10 protein-coding genes are annotated in these 12,417 nt (G+C 64.0%); 3 read left to right on the top strand and 7 right to left on the bottom strand.

The features are described 5' to 3' along the window. Window positions 1–824 precede the first annotated feature (824 nt). Together KXR83_RS13020 and KXR83_RS13015 are read left to right on the top strand one after the other, a co-directional pair. Entirely contained in the window at window positions 825–1,679 is an 855-nt protein-coding gene (locus KXR83_RS13020; protein WP_437425177.1) for a glycosyltransferase, read from the top strand. A 60-nt stretch (window positions 1,680–1,739) separates the two neighbouring features. Beyond that, entirely contained in the window at window positions 1,740–2,732 is a 993-nt protein-coding gene (locus KXR83_RS13015; protein WP_437425176.1) for a polysaccharide pyruvyl transferase family protein, read from the top strand. Window positions 2,733–2,761: 29 nt separating this feature from the next. On the opposite strand, the gene KXR83_RS13010 is transcribed toward KXR83_RS13015, so the two are convergent. Together KXR83_RS13010 and KXR83_RS13005 are read right to left on the bottom strand one after the other, a co-directional pair. Continuing rightward, entirely contained in the window at window positions 2,762–3,706 is a 945-nt protein-coding gene (locus KXR83_RS13010; protein WP_437425175.1) for an esterase/lipase family protein, read from the bottom strand. Between the two features lie 89 nt (window positions 3,707–3,795). Beyond that, window positions 3,796–4,662: a glycosyltransferase gene (locus KXR83_RS13005; RefSeq protein ID WP_437425174.1), complete on the bottom strand. Its 867-nt coding sequence runs from the start codon at window positions 4,660–4,662 to the stop codon at window positions 3,796–3,798. Here KXR83_RS13005 and KXR83_RS13000 point away from each other — a divergent pair. Then, a complete protein-coding gene (locus tag KXR83_RS13000; RefSeq protein WP_437425173.1) occupies window positions 4,661–5,257 on the top strand; it encodes a hypothetical protein in 597 nt (198 codons plus the stop codon). The two genes, KXR83_RS13005 and KXR83_RS13000, sit on opposite strands and share 2 nt — an antisense overlap. Here the strand turns inward: KXR83_RS13000 and KXR83_RS12995 are convergent. The 5 genes from KXR83_RS12995 to KXR83_RS12975 all read right to left on the bottom strand — a co-directional run bounded on the left by KXR83_RS12995 (window position 5,250) and on the right by KXR83_RS12975 (window position 12,415). Then, complete coding sequence (locus KXR83_RS12995; protein WP_437425172.1) at window positions 5,250–5,996, bottom strand: aspartate/glutamate racemase family protein; 747 nt, start codon at window positions 5,994–5,996, stop codon at window positions 5,250–5,252. The genes KXR83_RS13000 and KXR83_RS12995 overlap by 8 nt on opposite strands. A 99-nt stretch (window positions 5,997–6,095) precedes the next feature. After that, window positions 6,096–7,658 carry an NCS1 family nucleobase:cation symporter-1 gene (locus KXR83_RS12990; RefSeq protein ID WP_437425171.1) on the bottom strand — a complete coding sequence of 521 codons (1,563 nt, stop codon included), beginning with the start codon at window positions 7,656–7,658 and terminating at the stop codon, window positions 6,096–6,098. Between the two features lie 184 nt (window positions 7,659–7,842). Continuing rightward, entirely contained in the window at window positions 7,843–8,568 is a 726-nt protein-coding gene (locus KXR83_RS12985; RefSeq protein WP_116915061.1) for a GntR family transcriptional regulator, read from the bottom strand. A 35-nt stretch (window positions 8,569–8,603) separates the two neighbouring features. Beyond that, the gene (locus KXR83_RS12980; RefSeq protein ID WP_437425372.1) at window positions 8,604–10,520 is read right to left on the bottom strand and encodes an alpha/beta hydrolase family protein; all 1,917 of its coding nucleotides are present in this window, start codon (window positions 10,518–10,520) and stop codon (window positions 8,604–8,606) included. 89 nt (window positions 10,521–10,609) lie between these two features. Then, a complete protein-coding gene (locus KXR83_RS12975) occupies window positions 10,610–12,415 on the bottom strand; it encodes an N-acetylglutaminylglutamine amidotransferase (protein WP_437425170.1) in 1,806 nt (601 codons plus the stop codon). Window positions 12,416–12,417: the final 2 nt, after the last annotated feature.

Raw genomic sequence — 12,417 nt, 5'->3', positions numbered from 1 at the left:
GCCACGCTCGCTCTGTCGGTAGACCGAGCTTGTGCCGGTATGGCGAGCGCAGTTTGAGCCCCGGTCGGGAAACTCGCGCTAGCTCGGTCTGTAGACCGAGCGTTGGCCAGTACCGCGAGCGCCTTCGATGGCCCGCTCGCGACACTCGCGCGCGCTCGGTCTGCAGCCCGAGCGTGTGCCGGTACTGCGAGCAAGCTCGAGCCCCGCTCGGGAAACTCGCGCTAGCTCGGTCTGTAGACCGAGCGTTGGCCGGTACTGCGAGCGAAGCTTGAACCCCGCTCGTGAAACTCGCGCTAGCTCGGTCTGTAGCCCGAGCTTGTGCCGGTACCGCGAGCGCTTCTGACGGCCCGCTGCCAAAAGTGGGCGTCGCGTCGTTTGCAGGCAGGTACCGCGAGCGCTCCCGGTGGCTTTCTTGTGAAACTTGCGCTAGCTCGGTCTGTAGACCGAGCGTCGGCCGGTACTGCGAGCGAGGCTCAAGGTCCGCTCGGGAATCTCGCGCGCGCTCGGTCTGCAGGCTGAGCTTGTGCCGGTATCGCGAGCGCAGCTCGCGGCCCGCTCGTGAAACTCGCGCGCGCTCGGTCTGCAGCCCGAGCTTGTGCCGTACTGCGAGCGAAGCTCAAGCCCGCTCGATCCAGCGACTGAGTCGATATTTCGCGCGTTCATACGAGCGACAAGCGAAATGCAGGGCAATTACACGTGCATCCTCTAATCTCGTAAAGTGAGTGACGGCGCATTGTTTTGCGCGCCGCTTTTCATGAGATATGTGGCATGTGGAGCATTGAGCAGCCAATTGTCCACCCAGGTCGTCGAGGCGAGGGGGAGCTGTGTCCATTTCAGTGGTCATACCAGCATTCAACGAAGAAGTTTCGATCGGTCGGTGTCTCGATAATCTCGTCGAACAAATCGACGACATCGCAGAGATAGTTGTGGTCAATAACAATTCGACCGATAAAACGGCAGATATAGTCGCCGCTCATCAAGCGACGGTCCAGAAGATACGACTGCTCGACGAGAGTCGCCAGGGAATCGTGCCCGCTCGCAATCGTGGCCTGGCGTCGGCCACGAGCGACGTCATCGCACGGATCGACGCGGACACCATCGTCGCGCCGGGTTGGGCCGCCGCGATCGACAGATTCTTCTCGTCCGCGGGCCCCGAGTTCGGCGCGGCCGTGGGCCCGTTCACCCAGTACGACATGCCTCTTCAAGGGGTGCACCGCGCTCTGATGCGGATCGCGACCACGTCGCGAAACGGCCAGACTGACGAGGTCAAGCAATCGCCTGGCGTGTACGGGGCCAACATGGCGCTTCGGCGCGAGGTGTGGGAGCAGATCGAGTCGTTGACCCACGACGAGCCGGGAATCTGGGAGGATCTGGACATCTCGATCGCGTTGCGGGCTGTCGGTCGGAAGATCGCCGTGGTCGAGGGCATGCGGGTGCAGGTGTCCGGCCGGCGGATGCTGACGAGCCGAAAGTTGTACTGGCAGTTCACCCGGGGCGTTCCCCGCACATGGGAGTTGCACGGCGACCGGTCACGAGCTCGGGCGTCGTGGATCAATGTGTGGATCGCGCGTGCGATGTACCTCGCGTTCTGGGTACCCACCCGTACGTACGATCCGATGACGCGGAAGCACAGCATCAGGCGACTGTTCGCCGACCGAGAAGACCGGCCGATCGCCTGATCCCGAACCGTCCACTCGGGCGCCGGCCGATGGGCAGGCCCCTCACAGAAGGATGTACGCGTGACGACAGCTGTAGACCAGATCGAACAGGAGACCGCAGACATCCTGCGGGCGGAGATCCCGGGGGATCGGGTGGCCGTTCTGGACTACCCCAACCACTTCAATTCCGGTGACCTCCTCATCTATCGCGGACAACTGGCGTACCTCGACCGGCTGGGGATCGACCCCGCATATGTCTGTGCGACCCATACATATGACCGCGCAGCCCTTTCGCGTCGACTGCCGACGGGCCCCCTGTTGTTGCAGGGTGGTGGCAATTTCGGTGATCGATATGACCGATTTCAGCTTTTTCGTGAACGGGTGATAGAGGAGAATCCGAACCGGAAAATCATCCAGATGCCGCAGACGATCGATTTTCTCGACAAGTCTGCGCTGGAGCGTGCGCAGGCCGTTTACTCGCGGCATCCGGATCTGACTCTGATGATCCGCGACAGGGCGGGCTGCGAGATGACCCGCGAATTGTTTCCCGACAATCGGGTGGTCTACTGTCCGGACCTGGCATTCGGAGCCCGTCCATTGCCACCGGTAGGGGAACCGAGCCGCGACGTGGTGATGCTCAAACGCCGGGATCAAGAATCGATGCACGAAAAGGACGATGTGGGCCGGGCGTTCCCGGGCGTGCCGCGGACCGAATGGCATGCATCGGTGGCGGACAACTTCAAGTGGTGGCCTGTCAGCCTGGTGAACTCGGCGATGCACAAGGTGCCGCGGGTCCGGGTGCGGGCCTACCCGTACGCCCGGTGGGCGTTCGATTACCAGTGCGACCTGATCATCCGCAACGCGGTGGACATCCTGTCCGAGGGCAAGGTTGTGGTCACCGACCGACTCCACGCAGCGGTCTTCTCGGTTCTGCTCGACAAGCCGGTGGTGATGGTGGATAACGCCAACAAGAAGATCTCGGCCATCTACCGGGACTATCTCGGATCTGCTCCCGGCACCCATCTCGCCGGGGACTTCGACGAGGCCGCGCGGATCGTCAAAACCCTGCTCTGACGTTCCTCCCGGCCCGAGTCAGTCTGGCGTCAAGGGCACGGTGCCGGATGTGTCCGCGCATATCCCGGGTCGAGGGCAGCGAGGGTGATCCACACCGAACGTGGGCTGCTGGTGACCTCCATGTGGTTGGCCTCAGCGCCCTCGCAACCGTCTTGCACCCACACGTTCTTCACGGTCGCGCCCGGAACCGGATTGAGGAACGAGTGCTCCGGTGGCGTCACCATCGTGTCCTGCTTGGTACCGACCGCCACGTAATCGACCCCGGGACGGGTGTCCCCGCCGGCGGCCAGCTCGCGAAGGAACGGGGAGCCCGCCATCTGCTCGATGTACGAGGGCCCCACCGTTGCGGCGGCAAGCGTGACCACGGGGATACCGAGCATCTCGGCGATCGCACCGAGCTGCTGGTTGATGTTGAAGCTGGTTCCTTGATTGGTGCCGGCAAGGCTGACCAGGGTGCGGACGATGTTGCGCTCAGGACGAAGGGCATCCGAGCCGCCGCCCGTCTTCAGGTACGACCGGGCGACAAGCGCTCCTTGAGAGTGCCCGACCACATCGACCTGCGGCGCCCCGGTCGCTGTGCGGACGCGCGACACGAAATCGCCGAGACTGCGGGCCGACCGCTCGATGGTGTCGCCGCCGACGAGGTCGAGGAGGTTCTGGAGCGTGCCGGGCGCCCTCGTTCCGTAGTTGAGAGCGAAGACGCAATACCCCTCGGCCTTGAGCGCCGGAGAGAGCGTTTTCCATGTGGTGGCCATGTCGGCCCATGTCCCGTGGACCAGGACAACCGGGCGGGGATGTGCCGGGCTGGGGATGCAGGACCAGTCATTGGCGCCCTCCGGTGACTCGTCAGCCGCTGTCGGTGCAGGTGCCGCCGTCGCAGGCGCCGCGAGTGCGGTCAATCCCAGGCACATCACCGCCATGCATACCAGGACGGTTCGTCCCGTGAGCCATCGTCGATCCAGCGTTCGCAGCAAACCTTGCCCCTCATCCGATCACAAACTGTAAACCTCTCGTTGAGAGTTTACGGGATGATGCCGGGGCGCCACCAATCGCCGTGACGTGGTCAGGACGACGCGTACGGAAGTACCCGCGTCTTGTGTTTGGAGAACAGCTGTTTCAGCGAGTACCGGCCCTTGACCGGGTCCCACGCACGTGACGGCAGCCAGAAAATGCGATGGAGCACCCGCATCGTCCGGACGTTGGCCACGGACCTGCGAGCTTGCTCGTGCATGCCGCGCGCCTCATACGTGGCGGGCATGTAGTCGGTGAACTTGCGGTACACCTCCACGCTCGAGAGCATGCGGCGTCCCGAGGCGCTGATGTCCATGCCTGGGATGAACACACTTCGCTGGCCGACCTCGGTCACACACAACGTGATGTCGAGGTCGTCGAAGATGCCGTTCTGATCGAGCAGGATCGGGCGGATCTGTTCCCAGGTCGTTCGGCGGATCGCCATGTTCGCGCCGAACAGCGACGGAAGGTCGCCGCCCTTCTTGTCGGCCGACTTCAGCGCAACCGTCAGCAACTGCCTGTGCACCCATTGCAGGGGCATGTCGTATTGGTCGAAGAAGCCGGTGCCCGCACCGATTGTCTCGTCGGCAGTTGCGAAGAACTCGCGGACCGCGCGGGCCCAACCGGGCTTCGCCCTGGCGTCGGCGTCGATCCTTCCGATGATGTCGCCGGTCGCGCTGTCGAAACCTGCATTGCGCGCGGCGATGACTCCTGGCCGCTTCTCGGTGACAACGCGCAATTGGGCGATGCGATCGGTGAACCCGGCGACGATCTGCGGCGTCTCATCTGTGGAGTTGTTGTCGACGACGATGATCTCGTCGAGCTGGTCCAATTCGGTCATCAGGGACTCGAGTAGCCAACCGATCGAATCGGCTTCGTTGTACGCGGGAATGACCAGCGACAAGGTGGGGGAGGTCATGAATCAGGAGTATTTCACGTCAAACCGGCGGCGGCGTCTGTTCATTCGCGAATGCAAACAAAAAGCAAAGAGCGAAATTGACCGTGACGCTCACTTATTTCGATCTGCGCGAATGTCGGCGGCAACTCTGTCACCTGCAGTGATCAACGTCATAAATAGACAGGGTGCCCGCGCAATCAACAGCCCATCCGACATTTCTGTACGTGTGGCACCCTTAATCCACCTCGCCACCGGCGAGAGAAGAGCGAAAGCGGAGATCCTCGTGAGCGATACGATTTCGGCGTCCGAACGTCCGGCGGAAGCGGGTGTTCCGGCACTCTCCGTCATCGCGAAGACCGCGGCAAGTGAGCCGGATCGAGTGGCCGCGCAATACGGTGGCAGCCTTGTCACCTACGGACGCCTGCACATGATCATCGAAAAATATCGCATTTTGATCGCTGAGCTCGGTCTCGACGACAACGCGGCGGTGTACGCGGCCGTGATGCACACTCTTCCCGGCCTCGGCGTGATCGACGATCCCTATGAGATGGCGGGTGTGGTCACCGCATTGCTCTCGCGCATCGTCGACACGGACCTCACGCCGTCGGTCAACTGATCGCACCTCGCCCGAAAGGCTCGAGCAGGCCGCGATAGACCTTCGGGATCGGCGGTGCGAGCTCGCCTGTGTTCCGGGGTCGCAGACCCATGGTGACCAACGACTGAACCAGTAAGGTGCCCGCGGCGACTCCGTCGACCACAGGAATGCCGATCTTGGCGCTGATCACCTGTGCAAGATCGGCCATACCGGCGCAACCCAGGACGATCGCGTCGCTGCCGTCCGCCTCGGCGGCCGAACGGCACGCGTCCACCAGGATGCCTGCGGTGTCGGGGTTCGTCTCGAGTTCGAGCACCGGGATCTCACACGCGTGGATGCCGCGGCAGCGGCCCGCCAGTCCGTACCGTTCGGCGAGCTCTTCGGCACGACCGATCGTTCTGCCCAGCGTTGTCACCACCGAGAAGGTGCGGCCGAGCAAGGACGCGGCGTGCATAGCGGCTTCGGCGATACCGACCACAGGAACCGAGGCCACTTCGCGGGCTGCATCGAGTCCGGGGTCGCCGAAGCAGGCCAGTACGTAGGCGTCGGCGGGATGCTCGCTGCGCTCACTGCGGGCAATTGCTTCGATCACGCCGGGAACGGACAAGGCCTCGTCGTAGTGCGACTCGATCGAGGCAGGCCCCATCGAGGAGGTGACGCCGACGATCTCGGTTCCCGGCGCCGCCACCGACCGCGCCGCGGCCGCGATCTGCTCGGTCATCGACACGGTCGTATTGGGGTTTATGACGCTGATACGCACGACAACCAGTATTCCTGTCCCGGCACGAGAACCGCCCGGGTGACCGGCTGCAGACGCAGCCGGCCACCCGCTGTCGGAGAAATGATCGGGTTGATCCGGTCAGATGGCCGGTGCCTCGGACGGCTCGTCGGTCCGGGTCCGGGTGCCATAGATCAGCTCGGTGGGAAGCAACTTCATACCCAGCATGTAGATGACGAATCCGATTGCCGCACCGATGAACCAGGTGAAGCTGGCCTGGTAGCTGGTGCCCCAGATGACCACACCGATGGGGACCAGCGCCGCGACGATGGTCGCCACCACTGCAACCGGGTTCACGCCTCCGCGGAAGTAGTACATCGAGTTCTCGTTCATCGTGAACAGGTCATCGACCTCGATCTTCTGCTTCTTGATGAGGTAGAAGTCGGCGATCAGGATCCCGAACAGTGGCCCGATGACCGCACCCAGCGTGTCGAGTGTGTAGTGGATGGCGTCGGGATTGTTGTACAGGTTCCACGGGGTGATGAGGATGGAACCGACCGCCGCGATCATTCCGCCTGCGCGCCAGGTGATCTTGGTCGGTGCCACATTCGAGAAGTCGAATGCGGGGGAGACGAAGTTGGCGACGATGTTGATCCCGATGGTCGCGATGGCGAATGTCAGGACACCCAGGACGGCAGCAGTGGTGTTGTCGATCTTGTCGACGATGTGCACCGGATCGGTGATGATGTTGCCCGCCTCGTCCGTACCGATCACCGTGGCGCCCGCGGACACCGTGCACACCACCAGGATCGAGAAGAACAAGAAGTTGACCGGCAATCCCCAGAAGTTGCCCTTCTTGACCTCGCTGTAGGACTTGCCGTAGCGGGAGAAGTCGCCGAAGTTGAGCATCGGGCCCGAGAAGTACGACACCACAAGGGCAATGGCACTGATCAAAGCGGTGATCGATGCCCACCCGGTTTTGCTGGGGCCGACCGACAGATCGAAACTGACGTTGTCCCAGCCGGCCTTCCAGATGAGGTAACCGGCGAGGATGACCATGACCACGTAGACCGCCGGTCCGCAGAAGTCGATGAACTTACGGATGGTCTCCATGCCGTTCCAGAAGACGATCGCCTGCAGGACCCACATGAGCATGAAGCCGGCCCAGCCGAGCGGTGACAGACCGAGGAAGGCCATGTCGCCACTCTCGCTGTAATTCTCGAGTGAGGGCCAGAACTTGAGAGCGAGGAGACCGAACGCCACCGAGGCGAGATAGGTCTGGATCCCGTACCAGGCCACCGCGATCAGACCGCGGATGATGGCCGGGATGTTGGCGCCGCGGACACCGAAGGCGACGCGGGTTGTCACCGGGTAGGGCACACCCGCCTGCTGGGACGGTTTTGCGACGAGGTTGCAGAGCAGGTTGACGATCACGATGCCGATCACCAGGGCGACCAAGACCTGCCAGGCGGCGATGCCCAGCGCAAAGAGGCTGCCCGCGAAGACATATCCACCGACGCTGTGCACATCGGACATCCAGAACGCGAAGATGTTGTACCAGGTCCACGTCTGGTGGCGCAGTGGCGCGAGATCCTCATTGGTGAGGCGCTGGTCGTAGCCGAGCTTGATGACGCTCTCGCCCGCTGCATTGTTGTGATTGGTCGGTATCTCGGGTTCAGAACCTGGAGTCTTGACGTTTGTCATGGGCGGCATCCTCGAGTCGTTTCGAACCGTTTCGGAGTTCCTTTGCGGCTGAGAAAAACCTAAGTTCGCTGTGTTGCACCCTGATTACGTACGTGACAAATCGCCTGGGACAACGCCAGGGAATGCGATATATTCTGCGAGCGCCGACCAGAAACCCTCTGGTAGAGCGGGGATTGCGGGCTGATCAGCGAGGCGGCGGCTGATCCTCACGAGCCACGTTCAGCTCTGCGGCGGTCTCGATGATCACCGATTCGAGCCGGCGATGGTGGGCCTGTGCGATCGAGATCAAGTCGCCCGCGTCACGCCTGGCCATTGCGTCGATCATCTTTTCGTGGTCGCTATGCAGTTGCAGCTGGGTGGGCCCGGTCGCCCGCTGCATCACTTGGAACGGTTCGGTGATGTCCCACGTGGAGTCGAACATGTTGAGCAGGCGAAGCATGCCGCACGGCGCCGCGAGTGCGCGATGGAACAGACGCGAATGCACGTGGTACGCGCGTCTGTCGCCGGCGATGGTGGCTTCCTGCAGTGCCTCGTGCTGTCTGCGCGCGCGGTCCAGGTCGTCGTCGGTGGCCAGCTCGCATGCTCGGCTCAAGGCGGCCTGCTCGAGGACACCCCGGACGAAGTAGATCTCTTTCAACTCCGTGAGGGTGAGCTGCGCGACGAAGTAGCCCCCGCCGGTCTGATGGCCTACCAGGCCTTCGCCGATCAAGGTCTTGAGCGCCTCTCGCACCGGGATCGCGCTGATACCGAAGAGATCTGCCACCTCACCGACCGGGATGGCGGTACCGGGCGCCGCGCTGCCGTCGAGGATCACCCGCCGCAGATCACCCAGCACACTTGCCTGCGCCGACCCCGAGCGCTCGCCGCTCAGGTACGAGACCAACGGCGGCTGCGACTGGTGTGTGGACACGTTTTCCTCTGTGATGGGTTGCTATCGACTACTGGCTATCGGTGCCGGGGTGAGCCGGCTGTGGCGAAGGCGTCGAGCACCCAGTCTCGCAGGGCCTCGGTGAGCACACGCTGATTGTCCCGTTTCACGATTTCGTGCCCCTCGTCGGGGAAGAGGATCAGATCGGCCTTCTGCCCGTGTGCGCGGGCGGACTCGACGACCTGCTCGGATTCACTGACCGGGACGTTGGTGTCGTGTCGGCCGTGGATCACCAACAGCGGTGCCCGTAGCTCAGAGATGCGATGGATGGGTGACAGGTCGCGCAACAGTTCCCGGTCGGCGTCGGGATGTCCGTACTTTGTGTAGGCGGCCACCGCGATCCATGGTTCGGTGTTCTCGTAGAACGACTGAAGGTCGCTCATCCCGCAGATCGCCACGCCGGCTGCGAACGTCTCGGCGTGGAAGGTCAGACATGCCAACGTGAGGTACCCGCCGTACGACCTTCCTGCACAAGCGATCCGGCCGGGATCGGCATAACCTTCGCGGACGAGGAAGGCCGCGCAGTCGGCGGCATCGTTGATCCCGGCATATCTGCCGTACCGGTCGTCGGCGTGGGCGAACAGCCGGCCGGAACCTCCCGAGCCGCGCACGTTCGCCGCGAGGACGGTGATGCCTGCCTCGAGGAGGGCGGGGAAAAGGAAGCTGTAGTCGGGCCGGGCCTGGGCTTCGGGTCCGCCGTGGAAGTAGATGAGTGCCGGTTGCGCGCCGGAGCCCCCACCCTGACCCGCCCGCCGCGCACGAGCGGCCCTGGATGCCGATTCGTCCGGGTGATAGAGCCAGCCCGACAACGGCATCCCGTCGCGGGCGAAGAACTCGACGTGGTCGGGCTCGTTTGTTCCGCGGCGACCCGTGGTGCTGCCGTCGATGGCATCGGGGTGGTCGAGGGGAGTCCAGTGGGCCTCACGCCAGTTCACCAGGCCCACCTCGGGAGGGACGTCGGGTCCCTGCACGGTCATCGCGATCAAGGAGCCCGTTGTGCTGATCGACAGTTCGCTGACGACCGCACCGGGCAACTCGATCGGTGGGTGCTGCGTGCGGTCTGGCAGTGTCATTACCTGTAACTCGCTGCGTCCCTTGTTGTTCCACAGGATGGCCAGGGTGCTCTGGTCGTAGCTGAGCGCGAACTCGTCCAAGCCGCAGTCCGGCCGCTCGGCGATGACCGCGAATCGGATGCCCTCCCGCGCGGACTCGATACCGAGCAGTCGGGGGAACTTGGCGTCGAAGTCGCTGCGCACCAGGGCCTGCACACTGTCGAGGTCCTTGTGCAGCTTCGGCAGGCCGAGGCCGGGAAAGAGCAGAGACGAGTGCTGGTAGCCCTGGTCGAGGATCACACCCTGGTCGGTCGTCGCCCCGGTGTCGTTGGGGAGCAGTGGGGTGATTGTCGTGGCGTGCGGATCGGACTGCGCCGAACGACGACTGTCTCTGCGCAGCAGCAACATGTCGCGATAACCACGTGGCCCGACCCGCAGCAGGGCGGCGTCCTTCCACGAATCGACCAAGTGCCCACCCACCCGGGCATCGAGGTCGATGACGTACTGCGACAGGGGATCGGCGATGAGAGCATGGGCGGTTCCGTCGGCCTCGGTTGCGGTGAGCTGCACCCGGTTCACGTCCCACCCGATCAGCTCGACCGTGGCGTAGTCATCGGCGGCGGCCACCCGGTGGGCGGCGGTGTCGTGGGGATCGGTGGTCACCACCCACACTTGATGGTGTTCGCCGCCTCCGGGCGCGACCTCGCATGCCAGCCAGTGCCCGTCCGCCGAGTGGATCAGCTTGCGTACAGGCCCGGTGCACGGCAGATCGACCATCCGCAGCGGTCCGGCGCCCGCCCTGCTGAGAGATCGCTGCACTGCCCGCGGGTACCCCGTGCCATCGTCCAGGATGTAGGCGAGCGCCTTTCCTCCCGGCGACACCGACGCACCGTAGCTGTGGCGCTGACGGGTGTTGTCCGAGGTCGTCGCGGCCGACGTGCGCTGCGCAGAGCTGCCTGTGACCGCCGGTGTCACCTCGACCCCGGCGCGCCTGTCATCGACTCCATGCTTTGTAGCCACATCTCCAGCATGGCGACCTGCCACAGTGCGTTGGAGCCCAGGGTGGTGCGAGTCCGATTCGGGGCGGCCAGCAGTGCGGCGATGGCATCGTCTTCGTACAACGCGCGCCGACGCGCCGACTCGGCTCGCAAGGTGTCGTTGACCAGGTCGAGGACTCCGCCGTCCAGGTGGCGGATGCCGGGGACGGGGAAATATCCCTTCGTGCGGTCGATGACCTCAGCAGGCAACAGGGCGCGGCTGGCCTCCTTGAGTACCCCTTTGCCGCCGTGCGCGAGTTTGAGCCCCGGCGGGCACGTGGCCGCGAGTTCGACGAACTCGTGATCGAGGAAGGGGACGCGACCTTCCAGACCCCACGCCATGGTCATCGAGTCGACGCGTTTGACTGGGTCGTCCACCAGCATCACGGTGGTGTCGAGTCGCAGGGCCGCGTCGACGGCGGTGGCGGCACCCGGCGCGTTCTGGTGCTCGGAGGCGAACTGCCAACTGGGGTCGTGATCCAGGCGATAGTCGTTGCGCAACAACGTGTTCAGCTCGTGGTGCGAACGGTCGAAGAACACCGAGGCGTATGCCTTCGTGACATCTTCGCGCGGAGTGTTCTCCAGGGGCGGATACCAGTCGTAGCCGCCGAGGATCTCGTCGGCGCCCTGTCCCGACTGCACCACCTTGATCGACTTGCTGACCTCCTGGGACAACAGGTAGAACGCCACGCAGTCGTGGCTGACCATCGGCTCGCTCATCGCCGCGACGGTGCCCGGAATGGCGGGGAGCAGACGGTCGGTACCGATGTGGATCTTGTGGTGGTCGGTTTTGAACGTGCTCGCGATGAGGTCGGAGTACTCGTATTCGTCGCCGGATTCTCCACCGGCCGAGTCGAATCCGATGCTGAACGTCGCGAGGTCGCGTTGTCCCTGCTCGGCGAGCAGCGCGACGACCAGGGACGAGTCGATACCGCCCGAGAGCAGCACACCGACCGGGACGTCGGCGACCATCCGCCGGCGTACCGCCACCCGCAGGGAGTCGATCAGGGCTTCGCCCCATTGCGTCTCGTTCCAGTCCAGACGATCGGGATGAGGCTCGAAAACCGGTTCCCAGTAACGCTTCTCGGTGGAGGTGCCGTCGGCCCTGATGGTGCGGACTGTGGCGGGCGGCAACTTGCGGACACCGGCATACATGGTGTGCGGCGCGGGCACCACCGAATGGAACGTGAAGTAGTGGTGCAACGCGACGCGGTCGATCGAGGTGTCGACGCCACCGGCTCGCAGCAGTGCCGGGATGGACGATGCGAAGCGCAGCCGAGACGCCGTCTCGCTGATGTACAGGGGTTTGATGCCGAGGCGGTCGCGAGCCAGCGTCAGCTCACCGGTGTCGGTGTTGACGATCGCGAACGCGAACATGCCCTTGAAATGCTGGACGCAGTCGGCGCCCCAGCGGTGGAACGACTTGAGGATCACCTCACTGTCGGCGGTCGAGAAGAAGGAGTAGCCGTGGCCCGCGAGTTCATCACGCAGCTCGCGATAGTTGTAGATGCAGCCGTTGAACACCAGCGACAAACCGAGAGCGGTGTCGACCATGGGTTGTGCACCTCGGCCGGACAGGTCGATGATCTCCAGTCGCCGGTGTCCGAGGGCCACGTTGCGGTGGAGGTAGACACCCTCGCCGTCGGGTCCGCGGGCGGTCATCGTCTCGGTCATGGCTGCGACGGCCGCGAGATCGGGCCGCTCGCCGCCCCAGGTGATCTCCCCGCTGATGCCGCACATGC

The organism is Williamsia muralis, from assembly GCF_051487485.1.
GTDB classification, from domain to species: Bacteria; Actinomycetota; Actinomycetes; order Mycobacteriales; family Mycobacteriaceae; genus Williamsia; species Williamsia muralis_B.
This window is presented reverse-complemented; position numbering and strand designations above follow the sequence as displayed.